Source organism: Mucilaginibacter paludis DSM 18603 (assembly GCF_000166195.2).
Taxonomy (GTDB): Bacteria; Bacteroidota; Bacteroidia; order Sphingobacteriales; family Sphingobacteriaceae; genus Mucilaginibacter; species Mucilaginibacter paludis.
In genome coordinates this window covers 3,696,678-3,716,057 of the sequence record NZ_CM001403.1, presented here as the reverse complement: position 1 = coordinate 3,716,057, position 19,380 = coordinate 3,696,678, and the positions used below count along the sequence as shown (strand labels likewise).

Here is a 19,380-nt window from a genome sequence, read left to right as displayed (position 1 = left end):
ATTTTAGCGATAATTGATTACTTTTTTTGATATGATTAATAACAATTACAAACATTCTGAACTTACAGGCAAGATTATAGGATGTGCGATGAATGTTCATAATCAGTTAGGCAACGGATTTCAGGAAATAATTTACCAGCGTTGTTTAGCTATTGAATTAGTAAAGGTAAACTTGGATTTCACCCGAGAATTTGAATTGGATATTTATTACGATGGACTCAACGTTGGCACACGAAGAGTCGATTTTTTAGTTGAAGATAAAATTATGGTAGAGCTAAAAGCAACATCATGTTTAAACGATATGCATCTGGCACAGGCCATCAATTACCTTGAGGCCTATAAATTAGAAACGGGCCTATTGATAAACTTCGGTGCCAAAAGTCTCGAATTTAAACGCATCACCAACCAAAGAAAATTAAAAAGTCAGCCGCCACTATAAATTCTCTAAAGATCAGTCCATCAAAAATTAGATTAGCTAAAAAGGTAATCAGCGGGATCATATAAATCAATTAAATCAACGGTCAAAATCAGTGGTTATGGAAATACTACCTCCCCCCTTACAAGCTTATCTCGACGCACATTGCGACCCCGAACCTGAAATGTTAATAACTATTAACAGGGAGACACATGTAAAAGTACTTAAACCGCACATGCTATCGGGCCATTACCAGGGGCGTTTATTAAGTATGCTGAGCAAGATGCTGCAACCTAAATGTATACTGGAAATAGGCACCTACACCGGTTACGCTACGATTTGCCTGGCCGAAGGACTTGCCGAAGGAGGCGAAATACATACCATTGAAGTGAACCTGGAGATGGAAGAAATGATCAGAAAAAATTTCAAAAATTCGGGTTTCGAAAAAAAAATTTTTCCACATTTTGGTGATGCTCAACGAATTATATTGGAATTATCGGATAAAAATTACGATCTTGTGTTCATTGACGCTGATAAGAAAAATAATTACGCTTATTTTCAGTTAATTATAAATCAGCTAAAACCCGGAGGGGTAATTATTGTTGATAATGTCCTGTGGAAAGGAAAGGTGTATAGTGAAGCAAACGATACTGATACCCGACTGATTCGCGAGTTTAACGATTTGATCAGTGCCGACGATAGAGTAGAGAAACTAATACTACCCGTTCGTGACGGAATTACGCTGATCAGAAAAAAACAACTATGAGAAAATCCTTACTGATTGCATTGCTGTTCGTATCCGTACAAGCCTCAGCCCAAACCGCCTCAAAATCGTATATCGAGAAGTTCAAAGATGATGCCATTCGTATCATGCACCAGTCGGGAGTTCCGGCAAGTATCATTTTGGCGATAGCCATGCACGAGTCGGGCAGCGGAACGAGCGACATCGCCAAAAATCTCAACAACCAGTTTGGCATGAAGGGCTACTCTGCAATTGTTTATAAAAAACGTCGCAAAAAAGTTCGTACCATGTACAAACGCTACGATTCGGTTAAAGAGTCGTTCGAAGATTTTGCCCGTATCATGACCGAAAAGAAAAAATTTACAGGACTGGCTGAAACCTTAACTCATTACGATTATTTGGGCTGGGCACACGGTATACAGCGTGCCGGTTATGCCAGTAGCCGCAAATGGGCTTCACAGGTTTTGGGCCTGATAACCAAATACAAATTGAACGATTTTGATGAAAATCCAGATACCCAATTAAACCTGGCATCTGCCGCAGACGAGATCAAATAATATTCATGATCGCCTTACATTAGTCTGAAAGTGTATTTTTACTTTTGACGGTAAATAGCAATCGGTTTATGCGAAAATTAGTCTGCGCCCTCTCTGTCCTCGTTCTGCTGTCGGCATGCTCATCACGTAAAAAAACAATAAGCAACAGCCAGGCGCACCACAATAACAAAGAGATACAAAAGGCCCATAGCGACGCTATAGCCAATTACACCACTTACACAGCCGATCAGTACATCCAACGGTTTAAAACCATCGCCATACAGGAAATGAATGCTTATGGCATTCCGGCCAGTATTACTTTGGCGCAGGGGCTGTTTGAATCGGGTAATGGTAATGGCGACCTGGCGCGTATAGCCAACAATCATTTCGGCATCAAATGTACCGCCGATTGGAAAGGGAAAAGCTATTATAAGGACGACGACCAGGTGAATGATTGTTTCAGGGTTTACGATCATCCCGAAGATTCTTTTCGCGACCATTCTAATTTTTTAAAAAGAAAGCGTTATGCGGCTCTTTTTGAACTGGATAAAAACGATTACCAGGGTTGGGCTTATGGCTTAAAGGCCGCCGGATATGCCACGAATCCCAAATATCCGCAATTGCTGATCGGTGTGATCCAGAAATACAACCTCGATCAATATGACAGGCCTGAAGGCGAACTTCAAAAAATTAAACGCGAAGACCGTGTGCTTTCCCAAATCAATCAAAACATCGGCAAAGCCGTTAAAGATTCCATTATCCAGGTTACGCCCACTGATAAATTATACACCGTAAAACAGGGCGATACACTATTCAATATTTCTAAGCGTTTCGGATTAACAGTTGACGAGCTGAAGGCTTTAAATAACATGGGCGATAACAATATAAAAATTGGCCAAAAACTTGTTGTTATAAAGTAAGGGGGTGTTAATTTTTGTTAAAGATATGGCAATAAGGAGCGGAACGGTTAGTTTTAAGCCGATAATGAAAATAGGAGCAATATTTATTTTAGCTGTAGCCCATGTAGGCGCGGTGTTTGCCCAGGGAAAAACTGTTGACGGAATTGTTTTTGATAAGATTACTAAAGAGCGTATTGCCAAAGTAAGCGTTGTTGATTTAAATAGCCAGGCAAGCATCTACAATAACCTAAAAGCCGAGTTTACAATACCTGCCAAAAAAGGCGATGTGCTGGTTTTTAAGAAAGAGGGCTATTTTAACGATACCATCAAATTAAAAGATGACCCCACCCTGGCTGTTTATTTAACCCGTACCAGTATCCCATTAAAAACCGTATACATTCAGGGCAGGTTTTTAACACCTCAAAATCAATTAGAGATTAATAAACAACTATATAACAAAGCTTACGGCTCGCTCGCCGATCATGATCTGATCAGCATTAACCGAAATGGTGCGGGGCTAAGTATTGATGCCTTGTATAACATGTTAAGCAGGCAAGGCCGCAATGCCACACGTTTGAGGGGCATTATAGACCGAGATTACCATGAAAGCCTCATTGACGCCCGGTTTAACAATACTTTAGTAGCTTCTATTACCGGCTTAAAAGACCAGCAGCTTACAGATTTTATGTTTAAATATAGGCCGGGCTATTATTTTGTACAAGAAGCCAGCGATTACGATTTTATAAAATACATCCGGAATAATTTCAGGCGGTATCAAAGAAATCCAACGGCCTATTCTTTGGCGCCTTTGTATCAGGATAAGTTGGATAAATGAGAGATGGTTTTGTAATCGTAGTACCGGCGTTGCGGGTAGAAGGTATGGCTCTTTTTCCGTTTATACTTGTGAAGCACGAGTCGTTAAAATACGATGAAATTTTATTGCGCCACGAAAGGATCCACCTTAGGCAAGAGTTAGAATTATTGGTTATACCTTTTTATATGATGTATTTGCTACATTATTTGTATAATTTATTAAGGTATCTTGATAGCGGCAAGGCGTATTTAAATATTGTTTTTGAAAAGGAAGCATACGCTAAGGAAGCGGAAACAGATTATTTACAGCGAAGAAAATTTTGGGCCTGGTTAAATTTTTGTTAAAATTAACAGATAATGTGCCGATGGTTGTGCCTGTTTCAAAGGGTGCAAATCAAATTGTCGTTAGGCAGCGATATTATTAAAAGCAGCTTTAGCTTGTTCTGTTTTTATGAGATCAATCACTTTATTCCATTGATTGCTCATATATACTACCCTTAAATTGAGTACGTTCTGAGCACCTTTAATTCCCCCATCTTTGCCCAGATTGTTTAAGCCTCTTTTGAATTACTGTTCTATGGGCGGATTCAATGGCCCCAGAACCGATAATACCGGAACCGATTTTTGCATACCGTGCATAATCCATTCTCTCCTTATTTTGTTCATAATAGTTGATCAAGCCTTCCTTAGCCTCCTGCGCCTTTTTGTTTTCTGTACCGTGATTTTGTATCTCTTGAATGACTTGTTCAACTTTACTCTCCATTAATAGCTTTTCTATGCTTTTGCCCCATGTTCTGCCCGTTTCTATATCTTTAAAGGCCAATGTGATAAATCCATACAAGTGTTCAACAGCATGGTAATAATCTAATACATGAACCGCCTTAGGATAAATATCCTTACACCATTGGTGTATCCAGGTTGCTCCGTCATTGATCAGAACCAAGTGTTCACCCAAGGAATTGCCACCGTATGCATCCAGCAGTTCACTCATGGCACGGCAAAACGGCTTATTCCCTCCTAAATGAGCTATGTATTGAGATTGCAAGATACTGCCTTTGTCTGATCCATCCTTTATACAGTCACCTGACTTAAAGACCCGTCCTAATTTGGTTTCCTTCCATCCACCACGGGTCAGGATCATGCTGCCATCTACCATCGCATATACCCCTTCCTGCTTCACAGGTGGCCCTAAAGTACGCTTTGATTGGTCTTCCAATCCGAATTCTGCTCCATAAGCATTGGTTACCCGTAACACCTGTGAAGTAGAAACCTGCCTGTTAAGAAAAACCTCTATCAATTTATTGCAACTCCCATAGTTATCGTATTGACCTGCAAAGACCATCTTTTCCTGCATCAGGGGACTGATCTGAAAACCTTTTGCGCCCTGACTGTAAGGGTGGCTTTTGGCTATCTCTATTACTCCAGATTTGCAGAGAGTTTTTTTTACGCCTGTCGGCGGGAACTTTTCCTATTTTAGTCTCAAGCAGGTCCCTGGTCATGGCATCCATAATCTCCGAAAGCCGTTTCTCGAAATCATAAAAAACTCATCCCATCATTCAGGGCATTCACTTCTTCATAGCGCTTACGTGCTATCGACTAAAAACTCTTCTTCGCTCATAACTGATTGTTTTATAGATATTAAACATGTTTTTTCTAATACCTAAATTTAATCATTCTTTTTTATTCGCGACAATTTGATTTGCACCCGTTTCAAAATTGTCATCGATATTTTAAAAAAAATCTTTTATTTTGCCGTATGTCGAAAATTGGCTTTTGCATTTTTACAATAGCTTTGGTTTTTTCTATAAAGCAAAGTATAGCTCAAAAGGCCGATTCTGTAAAAATAGATACTACGCTGATCAATAAGTTAAGAATTGATCCTCCAAAAAATATTTTGCCGGTGCATAGCCGCCCGCTTTTAATACGCCCGCAACCTATACCGGTTACTATGTTAGATTACCAGGTAAGTTACTGGCGCAAATATTTAACAGTAGGCGTTAACTTAAACCAATCAGCTTTTAGTAACAATTGGAGTGGCGGAGGGGTAAGTTCTTTTGCTTTAGGCGCCAATATTGATTTTAAGGCTGAATACAACAAACAGCCGTTGAGTTATACAACAGAGCTTTTATTGATATACGGGATATCCAAAAACAAAGGACAGTTCTCGCGTAAAACCAACGACCGTATTTTTTACGATAATAAATTAGCTACCCAGCTATCAAAAAAATGGTATTTCTTCGGGTCTGTAAGTTTTGAGTCGCAGTTTGATGTAGGTTATCAGTATTCCGATGGTGTAGCTCCGTTGCTGATATCTAAATTTATGTCGCCGGGGTACTTAACGGAGGCTATCGGTTTTGAGTATAAACCCGTTAAATATATTGATATCCGTATCGGTACAGGCACAGCGCGCCAAACATTTGTGTTGGATACTACTATTTATCATAATATCTCGGGCAATTACGGTGTTACGCCAGGTAGTACTTTTCACAACGATCTGGCATTCCAGGTGGTATCTACCATTAACAAAGATATCGCCACCAACATGAACCTTCAGGCCAGGTATGCACTGTTTATACCATATAACAATATTATCCATAACACAACGCACAGGCTTGATGCTACCCTTGCCGCAAAGGTAAACCGTTTAATTAACGTTACCTTAAACGGCACAGTGTTGTACGATGCCACTACTAACACTAAGGTGCAAGCTACACAGGGCCTGGCCTTGGGTATCATTTATAAATTTCCTAATTGAGCCTCACAAATAGATAAGCAAATTGAAGCATAAACAACTGTGCTGATTTGCTTTAAAAGCATAACTTTGTGGGCTTAAATTTTATAATTTAAATAATAATATAAAGATGTTTGAAAATCTTTCGGATAAACTCGACAGGGCATTTAAAGTACTGAAGGGTCAGGGAACCATTACAGAAATAAACGTGGCGGAAACCATGAAGGAGATCCGCAAGGCACTCCTTGATGCCGACGTTAACTATAAAACAGCAAAAGCATTTACTGATGATGTTAGGCAGAAGGCGCTGGGCCAAAATGTATTAACATCAATATCTCCAGGCCAGTTATTAACCAAAATTATGAATGATGAACTTACCCAGTTAATGGGTGGTTCAACAGCCGAATTGAATTTTCCGGCTACACCAACAATAATTTTGATAGCGGGTTTAAACGGTGCAGGTAAAACAACCTTTACCGGTAAACTGGCTAATTTTTTAAAAACACAGAAAGGTAAAAAGCCTTTATTGGTTGCCGGCGACGTTTATCGCCCGGCGGCTATCGAGCAATTAAAGGTTTTGGGCGAGCAGATCGGTGTTCCTGTTTATGCAAACCTGGAATCAAAGGATCCGATAGCGATAGCCCGCGAAGGTGTGGCTTTGGCCAAACAAAACGGCAATAATGTGGTAATTGTAGATACCGCCGGTCGCTTGTCCATCGATGAGGCCATGATGGTGGAGATTGAGCAGGTAAAGGCCGCGCTTAACCCGCACGAGATATTGTTTGTTGTTGACTCCATGACCGGTCAGGATGCGGTAAACACAGCCAAAGTATTTAACGACAGGCTCGACTTTACCGGTGTGGTATTAACTAAATTGGACGGTGATACCCGTGGTGGTGCTGCCCTGTCTATTAAATCGGTAGTAAATAAGCCGATTAAGTTTATAGGTACCGGCGAAAAAATGGAGGCCCTTGATGTTTTCCACCCGGATCGGATGGCATCCCGTATATTGGGAATGGGCGACGTAGTATCGTTGGTAGAGCGTGCCCAGCAACAATTTGACGAAAAGCAAGCCGCCGAACTACAGAAAAAGATCCGCAAAAATAAATTTGACTTTAACGACTTTTATGGCCAGATCCAGCAGATCAAAAAAATGGGTAACATGAAAGATCTGATGGGAATGATACCTGGCGTTGGTAAAGCCATGAAGGATGTTGAAATTGACGACAATGCATTTAAAGCCATTGAGGCCATTATCCAATCCATGACTCCTTTTGAAAAAGAGAATCCGGATAGCATTAACCAAAGCAGGCGCAACCGCATAGCTAATGGATCAGGCACTAACTTGCAGGAGGTGAACCGGTTGATTAAGCAGTTTGATGATATGCGTAAAGTGATGAAGCAAATGAGTAACCCCGCCGCAATGGCCAGCATGATGAAGCGAATGCCCAAGATGTAAACATAATAACAAGAGGCTGTCAAAATGGTGTGACCCCAAAAAGTTGGACAGTTTACAAAATTAAGTTTTTTGTACGAGAGCTCGGTATTCCACCGGGCTCTTTCCATTTAACCTGTTTTTTATTCTTTCATTGTTATAGTAATGAATGTATTCTTTTAACGAAGTTATAAATTCTTCCGCAGTTTCAAAGCTCTGTTTGTACAGTAATTCTGTCTTTAAGATCCCAAAGAAGCTTTCGGCCAAGGCATTATCCAAGCAGTTTCCCTTTCTGGACATGCTTTGAATAATTCCATGTTTTTCCAAAGCCTTTCTATATCCATAATGTTGATATTGCCACCCTTGGTCAGAGTGAAAAATAAGTCCCCTTATATCTTTCACTTTATCAAAAGCCTCATATAACATTTCATCTATCATCTGCATATTTGGAGATTTTGAAATACTATAAGAAATGACTTCCCCGTTGAACATGTCAATTATAGGAGATAAATAGATCTTCTCCCCTTTAATGTTCATCTGAGTGACATCCGTAGCCCATTTCTGATTAGGCAGATTTGCCTCAAAATCCCTTTCAAGTACATTAGGGGCAATTTTACCAACCTCACCTTTGTATGAGCGATAACTTACTTTCCTGATATTGCATTTTAGGCCTAATGTTCCCATCAATTTTTGGACAGTCTTGTGATTTATGCTATAACCCCGGTTCTTCATTTCGGCGGTGACCCGCCGATAACCATATCTGCCTTTATGCAAGTGGTATATACTTGCGATCTCTTCTTTTTCATGCTTGTATTTATCATCATTTAGGCGCTTGCGATGATAATAAAATACAGAACGAGCCATCTGTTTGCAATCCAATAGAATTGAAACATCATGTTCGGGCCTTAGTTCTTCGATGGCTTTTGCCCACTCATGCGTTCGCGGGCTTCTTTTTCCTTGACTAAGGCCGTGACTTTTTTTAATAGTGCGTTCTCCGCCCGCAAACGGCTATTTTCCGCCTGGAGCTTCTCTACTTCTGTTTCAGGTTCAAGCTTCTTTGATCTTCCCATGCATTTAGGTGGTCGTCCAGGATTCTTTTGCTGGTATAGTACTGCATATCCCTCAACCCGTACTGATCTTACCCAGCGCTCTAAAGCAGTCTTGCTTAATCTATATTCCAGAACAACCTGATTTAAAGGTACTTTTTTTTCTATGACAAGCCTTACAACTTCTTCTTTGAAATCAGGCGTGGGCTTGACGTTAGGTTGTTTGAGCAGCCCACTTTCGCCATAAAGATCATATTTCCGAACCCATTCCAATATCATGCCTTCACGGATATGGCGTTCGCGGGATATCCGTAGAATCGGCTTTCCCTTTCTTACTTGAGAAACTACATCAAGTTTCTCTTCAAATGTGTGCTTTGACATAAATAATAAACCCCAAAAGTTTTTGTCTAACTTTTGGGGTTCACTTCAAAAAGGCAGCCTCTTGTTAAAAAAAAACGGATGTTTTCAATTAAAAATTTTGTATATTCATTTGAATTTCAGATATTTAAGTATAAATAGTTATGATTTATGGCATCCGGAAAACCAACTTTCAAGCCCTACTACCAATCCCAGGTCATGGCCATTCCGCCTACCTTAGATGAACTTGTAGCAAAAGGTCATCCTGTTCGTATTGTAAATGATATTGTTAACAGGATCAATATACAGGGTCTTTTGGACGCTTATCATATTAAGGGCACCTCAAGCTACCACCCACAGATGTTGCTAAAAGTTTTGGTTTATGGCTATGTCAGCAACGTTTACAGCAGCAGAAAGCTGGAAACGGCCTGTAAAGAGAACATCAACTTGATGTGGCTGAGCGGAATGAGCTATCCAGACCACAATACCATTAACCGTTTTCGTGGTGTTCGCCTTAAGGACGCCCTGCGCAGCGTTTTCGAGGAAGTAGTAAAACTGTTAGCCGAAGAAGGCCTGTTAAGCATTGAAGAAGTCTATACCGATGGCACCAAGATAGAGGCCAATGCCAACAGATACACTTTTGTATGGAAAAAGGCGATCCAGACCAATAAGGAAAAGATGAAAAAAGCGCTGGGTGAAATCTGGGAATATGCTCAAAGTATAGCCAAAGCCGAAGATAACCTCCCTGAACCACCGGATTTTACGGATATCAGCCCAAAAAGGGTACAGGATACGGTGGATACGCTCAACGCGGTACTGGCCGAGAAGCCCCATACCAGTAAAAAGATGAAGGCAAAGCTGAAATATGTAAGCAGGGAATACCCCAAGAAAATAGCCGAATATGAACGCAAAGAGGCCATTCTGGGCAATCGAAACAGCTTCAGCAAGACCGATACCGATGCAACCTTCATGCGGATGAAGGAAGACCACATGCAGAACGGACAGCTTAAAGCAGGCTACAACGTTCAGATCTCCACATCCAACCAGTTCATCGTCAATTACACCATCCACCCGAACCCCACCGACACCACGACATTACAAGCGCATTTAGAGCAACACAAGGCCAGTTATGGTAAAACCCTGGAAACTATTACTGCAGATGCCGGTTACGGAAGTGAAGAAAATTATGACCTGTTAGAAGCCCGGAATATTGAAGCCTATGTTAAATATGGGATGTTCGATAAACAGCAGAGCGAACATTACAATACCAAGCAGCCATTTAGTGCCGACAAACTGTTCTATGATCCGGCCCAGGATTGCTACATCTGCCCGATGGGACAAAGAATGCACTATATCGGTGATGGAAAGCGAAAAACAAGTACCGGCTTTGAGCAGACCAGCAAAAGGTATCAGGCAAAGAATTGTTCTGGCTGTCCATTAAATGGGGCCTGCCATAAATCTCAGGGGAATAGAATTATAGAGGTTAACGAAAATCTAAAGCGACATAAAGCAATAGCGTACGGACTGCTCAATAGTGAAAAGGGCATCGAAAAACGAAAGCAGCGATGTTATGATGTTGAACCAGTTTTCGGAAATATCAAACAGAACCACGGGTTCCGCCGCTTTATGCTCCGCGGCAAGGAAAAAGTGGCAATCGAATGGGGGTTATTGGCAATTGCACAAAACATCAGGAAAAAAGCAGCTTAAAAAAGCTGTTTTTGTGCCTCTTTTGAAAATAATCGGTTTAGAACAGCAAATTAAGACGGTACAGTCAAAGGATAATATAAAATCCAAAAAAACATAAAAAAGGCCATCTCAGTATTTTGAGACAGCCTCTTGTTATTAGCTGCAAATGTTAAATATTGCCTTCTACGCTTAAATATGCTATTTTCTTTGTAATTTTAACCGTCTAATCCCTTAATTACAATGGCTGAAAAAGTAGATCCAAAATTAGCAGCAGGCTGTGTAGCCCTTTACGAAAAAATGTATCAAAGCGATGATATCGCAAGTATTAAAAAAGCTTATACAGCAAATGTTTCATTTTCTGTAGAAGCGGTCAGATCACTTTTGGTTGACAAATTGGATACCGACAGAATTTGTATAAAACTCGGTATTTATACTAAAGAGTTTATAGAAGCTTACCCTGAAACAATGGGTAAAGAAGGTAGGTTAACCTCATTTCTATATACTGATTGTGATACTGTTACTGATGGTGGCGGTGGCGGTGGACCTGCGCCTCAAGACCCTTTAAATCTCGGAGAACTGAAGCCATAATTTAATGGAATTCAGACTTTTTGAAGTTTTTCAAATGTTAAGCCTTTTGATAGCAGTTTACTGTTATAAAGGGCTTAACAGGTTTAAGTTGTCCGCATTTATTCCTTTATTAATAATTGTAGTTGTCACAGAAAATTTAGCAGTTAATTGTGATAAACTTGGATGGCACACAAATTACTGGATATATAACACCTATCTGATTATATCTACCCCTGTTTCTTTGTGTATTTTTTTTCGAATGCTTTTGTTAAAAGGTAAAGGTCGTGTCATGTATTTGGCATTTAGTATTCTCCTGATGGCATGCCTGTTATTTAACATCTGCTTTTTTCAAGGAATTTATCAGGCTGATACTTATAGCATGATTTTGTGTGAGTTTGCAATGGCGGTTATATCCCTGCTTGCCGTAGTAAAATTGTTTCTGGAGGACGATTCTGCAATTATGTTAAACACTCACCCTTATTTTTGGATAAGTGCCGGAACCTTAATTTTTAGTGCCGGAGCCCTAATTATTATGGGGCTTCATCAATATATTTTGGTAAAAAACCTTCGATATTACGGGCTCAGGGTTGATAGATATGTTATGCCCACGCTAAACTATATTCTATATTCGTCTTACGGGTACGCTTTTATCTTATGCAGGAAATTGACAAACAAGCCTTCGCAACAATAATAGCTGCAGTAGTTTTATTGATTGTTATTGGCATGATTATGCTTTTTTTAGCTGTTTATTATACCAACAGGAAAAAAAAGCTGATGCGGGAGAAAGAGCAATTGAAAGTGGTTTATGAGCAGGCCATTTTGCAATCGCAGTTGGAGATCCAGGAACAAACCTTACGTAACGTGAGCAAGGAAATCCACGATAACATCGGCCAGGTATTATCCTACGTTTCGCTGAGCCTGGACAGGGCCGCAGATTTAAATGAGGACCAGAGAAAAGGCATCATAGCCGAAAGCAAATTGTTGGTAAATCAATCCATGAACGATCTGCGCGACCTCTCAAAGAGCTTTAGTTTAGATAATATAGCAAGCAAAGGCTTATCCGCCACAATTGAGGCCGAAGTTATCCGGCTGAACAAAAGCAGGCTGATTAGGGCGAATTTAAATATTGAAGGGCAACCTACCTCCTTCGGCGAAAACCGGGAGTTGATACTATTTAGGATACTCCAGGAATTTATCAATAACACCCTGAAACATGCCCGAGCCAAAAATCTCAATATCGATTTGAAATACCAGGCCGATAAACTACTTTTTAAAGTAGAGGACGATGGTATCGGCTTTAACCTGGATGATCCCCAGAATAATAATGGTTCTGGTATAAGGAATATCCGTACACGGGCCGGTATTATCGGGGCCGATGCTGCGGTACAAAGCAGGATTGGCGAAGGCTCGTCTATAACTCTAAGCCTTACCCTGGCTTAAAAACTTTTTTTGAAGCGCTAATACGTGGCTCATTCGCCATAAAACTTTGATCTTTTATAAAAGCTTGTTTTTTGCTAAGATAATTAGCAAATTTGTTTAATGGCACATGAGGATAATCCTGAGTATTTTAAGGGCAGAGGGGCGCAGGTAAACACACATAATAAGTTTCTGAAGAATAAATATGTGTTAGAGCATATTGAAGGGCTTGATGAACCCATGCTCGAAAACAGCCATACCCAGATATTTGAAGAGAACGCCAAAAAAATTGTAAGCGAATCCAACAGTCCTGATCTGCATTTTATGCACTCTATTAACCCTTATCAGGGTTGTGAGCATGGTTGTATTTATTGTTATGCGCGTAACACCCACGAGTATTACGGCTTTAGCGCCGGACTGGATTTTGAACGGAAAATCATAGTGAAACGCAATGCGGCCAAATTGCTGGAGCAGTATTTTAATAAAAAAAATTATAAGCCTGCTATCATTATGCTCTCGGGCAATACCGATTGTTACCAGCCGATGGAACGGAAGTTAAAAATTACCCGGTCACTGCTCCAGGTATTTTTAAAATACAAACATCCTGTAAGCATCATCACCAAAAACAATTTAATATTACGCGATATCGATATTTTAGAACGCCTTGCCGCTTTAGGTTTGGTGCATGTTAACGTTTCGCTTAACTCGCTCGACGAGCAGTTGCGCCAGAAATTGGAGCCGCGAACCATTACGGCTACGGGCCGCTTAGCTGTAATTCAAAAACTCTCCGAGCGGAATATTCCGGTAAGGGTAATGGTTGCACCGGTTATCCCGGGATTAAACAGTACCGAAATACCTAATATTATTAAAGCGGCGTCAGAACGGGGGGCCCGGTCTGCGGGATTTACCATTGTGCGGCTAAACGGCAGTATCGGCGAAATATTTACAGATTGGGTACATAAAGCGTTTCCGGAAAGGGCAGAGAAGGTTTTAAACATGATAGCGTCCTGTCATGGCGGACAGCTTAATGATAGCCGCTGGGGAACGCGTATGAGTGGCGAGGGGCATATAGCAGAATCCATACACCAGCTTTTTAAAATGGGCTGTACCCGTTTTTTAACTGGTCGGCAAATGCCTGAGTATAATTTTACTCATTTTACGCCACTAACAGGCAGGCAAACCGCGTTATTTTAAACTTAATTCTCGCCCAGGCGTTTAAGGCCTTCCTTAGCTTTTTGTTCAAGGCTGTTTCTAAACTGCTTATTTTTTAAATCGAGAACAAGTTGGTAGGCGTTGCGGGCTTTTGTATAATCTTTACGTTGCTCATATATCGCTCCCATTTTGGTAGCTGATGTTGCCGCGTAATGGTAGTTAGAGGCTTTACCAATATTGATGGTGTTTTGATAAAACTTTAAAGCCAGATCGTCATTATCCATCGCATCGTAAATTCGTCCCAGGCGGTAATAATACTCTATCTTATCGCGCCCCAGCGAAAAATCGTTCAAAGTTTTGCTATTCAGCAAGGCAATGGCCTTGGTATAAAAGCCGCCGTCGTATAATAAGCGGGCCCGTAATAGTATAACATTTGGAGGGGCATCGTTAGCTTCATCAAGCGCTTGTTTGTCTTTATCGTTATAAAGTGAGCCCTTGCTCTTAACCAGTTGTATAAAACCGTTATAGCGCCTTATATCGCCTTCCAGCAAACATTTCCAGGCCAGGTGCAAGTATGCATCTTTGATGAAATTGACGCCGTGATTGGTTTGTAAAAATTGGTTGAAGTAATTATTGCAGTCGGCGTCTTCCCTGTTCATCTTGGCTATGCCAACCAGGTAATCAAGATAAGGGTAGCTCTGGTATCCATCGCCCTGATGCCGCTTTTGAAGCCTGCTAATGGCCTCGCTGCTATGGCCGGTACGTAAAGAGATATAGCCGACAATATAATCGGTTAAGAGGCTTGTACTGTCGGCTTGAGTAACCAGGTGCAGCATTTTTGTATAAGCCAGCGGATCATTAACCACATCGGTTTGGATATAGGTTAAATAATAGATCAATTCGGTGTAATGATAGGCATATCCAGAACGGGGCAGGTCCGCAGAAAGCTTTTCGAGCATTTTAACCCCGGTTTGCGTATCACCTTTGATACCTAAAAAGCCTAATACTGTTTTAAGTGCCCCGCCAGGCAGCGAGCCTAATAAAACGTTAACAACCCCAAGCGGCATGTTATTTGGTAAAAAGGACGGAAATTTTTTATTATTGGCCTGCAACAATCGGTAGGCCTTATTAATTTCAAAGCCCGCGGTTGTATATTCACCAAAGTGGCTGCGCAGCAAAGCCCATTGCAGGTTTACCTGGGCTATTGAAAAATTATAGTAAGGAGATTTTTCGTCTTCGTTATCCAGCCGGTCTATTCTGGCAGCTTTATTGGCCTTTAGCTTATCAAAGCTGTCTTTGTTGCCAGATGTAAGTATTAAAAAAAAATCGTAATAATTATCAAGCAGTACTGTGACGGAGTTTTCAGGATGCTGTGCTTTTTCTTTATCAATTAATTGCCTGCCCTCGTTTAAACGGAGGCTAAGGATGTTTTTATACGCCAGAACACAATTGCTGTTAAAATCAAAATTTGCGGAGGCCCTGGTGCTGAGGCAAAGAACAAAGGTGGCTGCTAAAGATAGTTTTCTAAACATTATGCAATAAAAATGGCGCCTTTAGGGCGCCAAATCTATAAATTTAATACGATAAATCGGTATTAAGCAGGTTCAGCTTCAAGTGCCATCTGTTCATCAACCAAAATACGGCCACAATGTTCGCACACGATGATCTTTTTACGTTGACGGATATCTGATTGCCTTTGCGGCGGGATCTGGTTAAAACAGCCTGAGCACGAATCGCGCTGGATAGTAACTACAGCCAGGCCATTTTTTGCATTTTGACGCAGGCGGGTGTAAGCTATCAGTAAACGCTCTTCAATGTTTTCTTTTGCTTTATCGGCCAGGGCCAATAAATCTTGTTCTTCCTTCTGTGTTTCGGCGGTAATGGTATCCAATTCCGCTTTTTTAATATCCAGGTCTTTCTGGCGTTCTTCCAGGTCGGCTACAGCTTTTTCATAGATCTGGGTTTTAGTAGCTATTTCAAAGCCATATTCCTTGATCTTTTTTTCGCTTACCTGTATATCAAGGCCCTGAATTTCAATTTCTTTCGAAATTGCGTCATATTCACGGTTGTTCTTAACATCGTTCAGCTGGGCTTCATACTTTTTGGTATTTGCCTGAGCGTCTCTGATTAGATTTTTTCTGGTTACGATTGAATCTTCCAGATCATCCAATTCACTTTTTATCTTCTCAATACGGGTTTCCAATCCGGCAACATCATCCTCCAGGTCCGAAACTTCCATCGGAAGTTCACCTCTTACCTGGCGTATTTTGTCAACCTTAGTGTGGATTGTTTGTAGGTCGTATAAAGCTTTAAGCTTTTGTTCTACGGTTTGTTCCATTAAATCAAATATTTGATGGGGTTTGTATTTACTTCTGTTAAACGGACGGCAAAGTTAGCAAATTTTTTCCGAATAATTTCACATAATAAATTCTGCGTAAATTGCTCACTTTCAAAATGTCCGATATCCGCTACAACCAACTTTTCGTCGGCATCAAAAAACTCGTGATACTTAAAATCAGCCGTTATAAAAACATCCGCCCCGGCGGCTATGGCCTGCTTTAACAAAAAGCTCCCCGAGCCTCCGCAAACAGCTACTTTTTTAACGGCTTTACCCCTCAAATTAGTATGCCGTATTACGGGAGTTTTCATTTTATACTTAACCAATTGCAAAAAGGAGGCTTCGTCTATCGCTGTTTCCAGCTCTCCTACCATGCCCGAGCCTATGTTTTGATATTGATTGGTAATGGGATATAAGTCGTAAGCTACTTCCTCATAAGGGTGCTCCATAAATAAAGCCATCAGTACTTTACTTTCCAGGTTGGCAGGAAAAACGGTTTCCAGCCTTACTTCGGGCTCCAAATGCCGTTTACCCGGTTCTCCAACAAAGGGATCAGTATCGGCGCCTCCCTTAAAAGTACCGGTTCCGTTAGTGTTAAAGCTGCAATCGCTGTAATTGCCAATATGGCCGGCTCCCGCATTAAACAATGCATCGCGTACCTTGCCGGCGTAATTATCGGGTACAAAAGTAACCAGCTTTTTCAGCAGATTTTGTTTTGGCGAAAGGATGCGGCAGTTTTGTAAGCCAAGCGTTTGGCAAATACGCGCGTTTACGCCGGTATCCATATTATCCAGGTTAGTATGGATGGCATAAATAGCTATATCATGCCTGATGGACTTGGCAACAACCCGCTCGATATAAGTTTTGCCGGTAAATTTTTTTAAACCACGAAACACAATGGGGTGATGAGAAACAATGACCTGGCAGCCTTTGGCGATGGCTTCGTCAACCACAGCTTCTGTACAGTCGAGCGATACCAAGGCCTGATGGATATCTGCATCTGGGTTTCCAACAATTAAACCCGAATTATCGTATTCTTCCTGGTAAGTAAGGGGGGCGAGGCTTTCAAGATAACCGGTTAGTTCGGATAATTTCATAATGAGGATGATATGTTCCCAAAAATCAGAATAAACATCAACAGTGGCAAACCGGGTATATTAACTAACAGATAAAAATATAATTGTTGCTTTAATTCCCCGATTCTCCCTTGATTTTCCCGAATAGAGAAAGTAGCACGATTTAAATAGTGCTTTAAGCCCTTCTAAGGCATATTTAACTAATTGGTATTGAATTTGAAATAGATAATATAATGTTAAAAATCTCTTTCCCCTAATTGATTGTTAATTTGTTTTAGACTATGTATGGCTGCTGAGTATGAAAAATATTCTGTAGCCATTTTTTTTGCCAAATGATTTTATACTTTTTGATGACTAATTTCCGTTTTACAAGTATTAATTTTGTAAGGTAAACTTACAAGTTTAACTACTTAAAAAAATGAACGAGCAAAACCTGCAATTAGCATCAGACCTGCGAACAGTTATTACCCGCCTCAATAAGAAGCTAAGGAAGAAATCGGTATCGGCCGAAAAACTGTCGCTTACCGAACGATCAACCATTGCCCTGCTTGATCAGCATAAAACATTATTGCCGAGCGAGCTGGCCGCTATGGAGAAAATAACCACACAATCAATGTCGCAAATTTTAAATCACCTTTTTGAATTGGGGTGTGTAACGCGTACCCCATCCGAAACAGATAAACGGAAGGTATTGATTTCCCTTTCACCGGCCGGGCAGGAAATTTTGTACAAAGCAAGGACGGAGAAAGATGAGTGGCTCAACAAAGTTTTAACTGATCATTTTTCTGAAGCGGAAAGGGTATTGTTAACTAAGGCCGTAGGGCCGCTAACGCGCCTTGTAGATTTTGATTAAGTGAGTTTGGTAGGGTTACAATAACCACAATATTTTATATGCTATGAATATCAGTACATTTAACGCCTTTAAGAGCCGGAACTACAGGTTGTATTTTGCAGGCCAGTCAGTTTCGCTTATCGGCACCTGGATGCAAAAAACAGCTGTAAGCTGGGTAATCTATTCGCTTACACACTCTAAATTTATGCTGGGGCTTACGCTTTTTGCCAGCATGTTTCCCTCTTTTTTATTTTCATTTATAGGTGGTGTAGCTGCCGATAGGTATAACCGTTATAAACTTTTGCTGTTAACACAGGTAGCATCCATGATACAGGCGGTACTTTTAACAGCACTGATTTTTTTTAAGCATTATTCCGTTTGGGAAATTATCGCTTTAAGTGCCTTGCTGGGTTTAATTAATGCTTTTGATGTTCCGGCCCGGCAATCGCTGGTTTATGAAATGGTTGATGATAAGGCCGATTTGCCCAACGCGCTTGCCCTAAACTCATCCATGGTTAATTTATCCCGGTTGATTGGACCGGGGATAGCCGGTATTGTACTGGAAAAGCTTGGGGATGATGTTTGCTTTGGTTTAAACGCAGTAAGTTTTATAGCGGTAATAGGTTCAATTTTAATGATGAAGTTGCCCGCCTACGTAGCTAAGCCACACACCAAAAATGTTTTTGGTGAATTAAAGGAAGGTTTTGCCTACATCAAAAATACGCCATCCATCAGTTTTATATTAATGATGCTGGCCCTCATCAGCTTGTTTGTGTTGCCTTACAGTACCTTGATACCAGTTTACGCCAAAGATATTTTTAGGGGTACAGCATCAACATTTGGCATTATAGATAGTGTGATTGGGCTTGGTGCATTTTCGGGTGCTATTTTTCTGGCATCGTTAAAGCCTGGTCGAAACCTGAAGAAGATATTGGCCATTAACACCTTGATATTTGGTGCCGGGTTGGCACTCTTCTCTCACGAAACACATTATATCCTTGCCCTAATATTTGCCGCCATAGGCGGTTTTGGTATGATGTCGCAAATAACAATCAGTAATACCCTTATACAAACTACAGTTGACCCGGATATGCGCGGCCGGGTGATCAGCTTTTATGCGATGGCCTTTTTTGGAATGCAACCATTGGGAGGCTTAATTATAGGAGCGGTTTCGCAATGGATCGGGGTTCAAAATACTATGCTGGCCGAAGGGGGAGTTGCTTTAATCATCGGCTTGATACACCTGCGCTTTTTAAGAAAAAACAGATTGAAAAAGAAACAATTACCCCTGATGGAGCAGGCTCCGGTAGCCGCGCTACAATAATTATCTACTTTAAAA

20 protein-coding genes are annotated in these 19,380 nt (G+C 40.8%); 14 read left to right on the top strand and 6 right to left on the bottom strand.

The window, feature by feature from the left end; genetic code table 11:
* Positions 1 to 31 precede the first annotated feature (31 nt).
* The 6 genes from MUCPA_RS15805 (at position 32) to MUCPA_RS15780 (ending at position 3,750) form a co-directional block, all read left to right on the top strand.
* Positions 32 to 439, top strand: a complete 408-nt coding sequence (locus MUCPA_RS15805; protein ID WP_008507714.1) for a GxxExxY protein — start codon at positions 32 to 34, stop codon at positions 437 to 439.
* 97 nt (positions 440 to 536) lie between these two features.
* Positions 537 to 1,181, top strand: a complete 645-nt coding sequence (locus MUCPA_RS15800; protein WP_008507713.1) for an O-methyltransferase — start codon at positions 537 to 539, stop codon at positions 1,179 to 1,181.
* Complete coding sequence (locus tag MUCPA_RS15795) at positions 1,178 to 1,714, top strand: glucosaminidase domain-containing protein (protein ID WP_008507712.1); 537 nt, start codon at positions 1,178 to 1,180, stop codon at positions 1,712 to 1,714. The genes MUCPA_RS15800 and MUCPA_RS15795 overlap by 4 nt, the downstream gene beginning before the upstream one ends.
* A gap of 68 nt (positions 1,715 to 1,782) precedes the next feature.
* Positions 1,783 to 2,613, top strand: a complete 831-nt coding sequence (locus MUCPA_RS15790) for a glucosaminidase domain-containing protein (protein ID WP_008507710.1) — start codon at positions 1,783 to 1,785, stop codon at positions 2,611 to 2,613.
* Between the two features lie 64 nt (positions 2,614 to 2,677).
* Positions 2,678 to 3,427, top strand: a complete 750-nt coding sequence (locus MUCPA_RS15785; protein ID WP_040627529.1) for a hypothetical protein — start codon at positions 2,678 to 2,680, stop codon at positions 3,425 to 3,427.
* Positions 3,424 to 3,750 (top strand): hypothetical protein, encoded by a 327-nt coding sequence (locus MUCPA_RS15780; protein WP_008507707.1) that lies wholly within the window; start codon positions 3,424 to 3,426, stop codon positions 3,748 to 3,750. Before MUCPA_RS15785 ends, MUCPA_RS15780 begins: the two co-directional genes overlap by 4 nt.
* Before the next feature lie 178 nt (positions 3,751 to 3,928).
* Here the strand turns inward: MUCPA_RS15780 and MUCPA_RS15775 are convergent, their stop codons facing one another.
* Entirely contained in the window at positions 3,929 to 4,759 is an 831-nt protein-coding gene (locus tag MUCPA_RS15775; protein WP_008507706.1) for a hypothetical protein, read from the bottom strand.
* A gap of 402 nt (positions 4,760 to 5,161) precedes the next feature.
* On the opposite strand from MUCPA_RS15775, the gene MUCPA_RS15770 reads away from it, so the two are divergent.
* Complete coding sequence (locus tag MUCPA_RS15770; protein ID WP_008507705.1) at positions 5,162 to 6,160, top strand: DUF3078 domain-containing protein; 999 nt, start codon at positions 5,162 to 5,164, stop codon at positions 6,158 to 6,160.
* 106 nt (positions 6,161 to 6,266) lie between these two features.
* On the top strand, positions 6,267 to 7,595 hold the full coding sequence (gene ffh / locus MUCPA_RS15765; RefSeq protein WP_008507704.1) for a signal recognition particle protein: 1,329 nt from the start codon (positions 6,267 to 6,269) through the stop codon (positions 7,593 to 7,595).
* Positions 7,596 to 7,655: 60 nt separating this feature from the next.
* On the opposite strand, the gene MUCPA_RS15760 is transcribed toward ffh, so the two are convergent.
* On the bottom strand, positions 7,656 to 8,555 hold the full coding sequence (locus tag MUCPA_RS15760) for an IS3 family transposase (protein WP_157544057.1): 900 nt from the start codon (positions 8,553 to 8,555) through the stop codon (positions 7,656 to 7,658).
* Positions 8,477 to 8,998, bottom strand: coding sequence for a helix-turn-helix domain-containing protein (locus MUCPA_RS15755; protein WP_008503751.1), 522 nt, complete (start codon positions 8,996 to 8,998; stop codon positions 8,477 to 8,479). Before MUCPA_RS15755 ends, MUCPA_RS15760 begins: the two co-directional genes overlap by 79 nt.
* A gap of 147 nt (positions 8,999 to 9,145) precedes the next feature.
* On the opposite strand from MUCPA_RS15755, the gene MUCPA_RS15750 reads away from it, so the two are divergent.
* From MUCPA_RS15750 to MUCPA_RS15730, 4 genes are all read left to right on the top strand, one after another.
* Entirely contained in the window at positions 9,146 to 10,681 is a 1,536-nt protein-coding gene (locus tag MUCPA_RS15750) for an IS1182 family transposase (protein WP_008507703.1), read from the top strand.
* 219 nt (positions 10,682 to 10,900) lie between these two features.
* Entirely contained in the window at positions 10,901 to 11,248 is a 348-nt protein-coding gene (locus MUCPA_RS15745) for a hypothetical protein (protein ID WP_008507702.1), read from the top strand.
* A gap of 633 nt (positions 11,249 to 11,881) precedes the next feature.
* Positions 11,882 to 12,667 carry a sensor histidine kinase gene (locus tag MUCPA_RS15735; RefSeq protein ID WP_008507700.1) on the top strand — a complete coding sequence of 262 codons (786 nt, stop codon included), beginning with the start codon at positions 11,882 to 11,884 and terminating at the stop codon, positions 12,665 to 12,667.
* 99 nt (positions 12,668 to 12,766) lie between these two features.
* Positions 12,767 to 13,837 carry a PA0069 family radical SAM protein gene (locus MUCPA_RS15730; RefSeq protein WP_008507699.1) on the top strand — a complete coding sequence of 357 codons (1,071 nt, stop codon included), beginning with the start codon at positions 12,767 to 12,769 and terminating at the stop codon, positions 13,835 to 13,837.
* Between the two features lie 2 nt (positions 13,838 to 13,839).
* Here the strand turns inward: MUCPA_RS15730 and MUCPA_RS15725 are convergent, their stop codons facing one another.
* The 3 genes from MUCPA_RS15725 to MUCPA_RS15715 all read right to left on the bottom strand — a co-directional run bounded on the left by MUCPA_RS15725 (position 13,840) and on the right by MUCPA_RS15715 (position 17,230).
* Positions 13,840 to 15,327, bottom strand: a complete 1,488-nt coding sequence (locus tag MUCPA_RS15725; protein WP_008507698.1) for a tetratricopeptide repeat protein — start codon at positions 15,325 to 15,327, stop codon at positions 13,840 to 13,842.
* 62 nt (positions 15,328 to 15,389) lie between these two features.
* Positions 15,390 to 16,133 (bottom strand): zinc ribbon domain-containing protein, encoded by a 744-nt coding sequence (locus MUCPA_RS15720; RefSeq protein WP_008507697.1) that lies wholly within the window; start codon positions 16,131 to 16,133, stop codon positions 15,390 to 15,392.
* Complete coding sequence (locus MUCPA_RS15715; protein WP_008507696.1) at positions 16,133 to 17,230, bottom strand: Nif3-like dinuclear metal center hexameric protein; 1,098 nt, start codon at positions 17,228 to 17,230, stop codon at positions 16,133 to 16,135. Before MUCPA_RS15715 ends, MUCPA_RS15720 begins: the two co-directional genes overlap by 1 nt.
* A gap of 397 nt (positions 17,231 to 17,627) precedes the next feature.
* Between MUCPA_RS15715 and MUCPA_RS15710 the strand changes: the two genes are divergently transcribed.
* Both MUCPA_RS15710 and MUCPA_RS15705 read left to right on the top strand, forming a co-directional pair.
* Positions 17,628 to 18,062, top strand: a complete 435-nt coding sequence (locus MUCPA_RS15710) for a MarR family winged helix-turn-helix transcriptional regulator (RefSeq protein WP_008507695.1) — start codon at positions 17,628 to 17,630, stop codon at positions 18,060 to 18,062.
* A 43-nt stretch (positions 18,063 to 18,105) separates the two neighbouring features.
* Positions 18,106 to 19,365: an MFS transporter gene (locus MUCPA_RS15705; protein WP_008507693.1), complete on the top strand. Its 1,260-nt coding sequence runs from the start codon at positions 18,106 to 18,108 to the stop codon at positions 19,363 to 19,365.
* Positions 19,366 to 19,380 lie beyond the last annotated feature (15 nt).

Excerpts from the sequence above, each read along its gene's own strand:
- MUCPA_RS15790 (WP_008507710.1), top strand. The coding sequence starts at position 1,783 with ATGCGAAAATTAGTCTGCGCCCTCTCTGTCCTCGTTCTGCTGTCGGCA.
- MUCPA_RS15730 (WP_008507699.1), top strand. The coding sequence starts at position 12,767 with ATGGCACATGAGGATAATCCTGAGTATTTTAAGGGCAGAGGGGCGCAG.
- MUCPA_RS15785 (WP_040627529.1), top strand. The coding sequence starts at position 2,678 with ATGAAAATAGGAGCAATATTTATTTTAGCTGTAGCCCATGTAGGCGCG.
- MUCPA_RS15725 (WP_008507698.1), bottom strand. The coding sequence starts at position 15,327 with ATGTTTAGAAAACTATCTTTAGCAGCCACCTTTGTTCTTTGCCTCAGC.
- MUCPA_RS15710 (WP_008507695.1), top strand. The coding sequence starts at position 17,628 with ATGAACGAGCAAAACCTGCAATTAGCATCAGACCTGCGAACAGTTATT.
- MUCPA_RS15795 (WP_008507712.1), top strand. The coding sequence starts at position 1,178 with ATGAGAAAATCCTTACTGATTGCATTGCTGTTCGTATCCGTACAAGCC.
- MUCPA_RS15780 (WP_008507707.1), top strand. The coding sequence starts at position 3,424 with ATGAGAGATGGTTTTGTAATCGTAGTACCGGCGTTGCGGGTAGAAGGT.
- MUCPA_RS15715 (WP_008507696.1), bottom strand. The coding sequence starts at position 17,230 with ATGAAATTATCCGAACTAACCGGTTATCTTGAAAGCCTCGCCCCCCTT.
- MUCPA_RS15755 (WP_008503751.1), bottom strand. The coding sequence starts at position 8,998 with ATGTCAAAGCACACATTTGAAGAGAAACTTGATGTAGTTTCTCAAGTA.
- MUCPA_RS15745 (WP_008507702.1), top strand. The coding sequence starts at position 10,901 with ATGGCTGAAAAAGTAGATCCAAAATTAGCAGCAGGCTGTGTAGCCCTT.
- MUCPA_RS15800 (WP_008507713.1), top strand. The coding sequence starts at position 537 with ATGGAAATACTACCTCCCCCCTTACAAGCTTATCTCGACGCACATTGC.
- MUCPA_RS15770 (WP_008507705.1), top strand. The coding sequence starts at position 5,162 with ATGTCGAAAATTGGCTTTTGCATTTTTACAATAGCTTTGGTTTTTTCT.
- MUCPA_RS15805 (WP_008507714.1), top strand. The coding sequence starts at position 32 with ATGATTAATAACAATTACAAACATTCTGAACTTACAGGCAAGATTATA.
- MUCPA_RS15720 (WP_008507697.1), bottom strand. The coding sequence starts at position 16,133 with ATGGAACAAACCGTAGAACAAAAGCTTAAAGCTTTATACGACCTACAA.
- MUCPA_RS15750 (WP_008507703.1), top strand. The coding sequence starts at position 9,146 with ATGGCATCCGGAAAACCAACTTTCAAGCCCTACTACCAATCCCAGGTC.
- MUCPA_RS15775 (WP_008507706.1), bottom strand. The coding sequence starts at position 4,759 with ATGCAGGAAAAGATGGTCTTTGCAGGTCAATACGATAACTATGGGAGT.
- MUCPA_RS15735 (WP_008507700.1), top strand. The coding sequence starts at position 11,882 with ATGCAGGAAATTGACAAACAAGCCTTCGCAACAATAATAGCTGCAGTA.
- MUCPA_RS15705 (WP_008507693.1), top strand. The coding sequence starts at position 18,106 with ATGAATATCAGTACATTTAACGCCTTTAAGAGCCGGAACTACAGGTTG.
- ffh (WP_008507704.1), top strand. The coding sequence starts at position 6,267 with ATGTTTGAAAATCTTTCGGATAAACTCGACAGGGCATTTAAAGTACTG.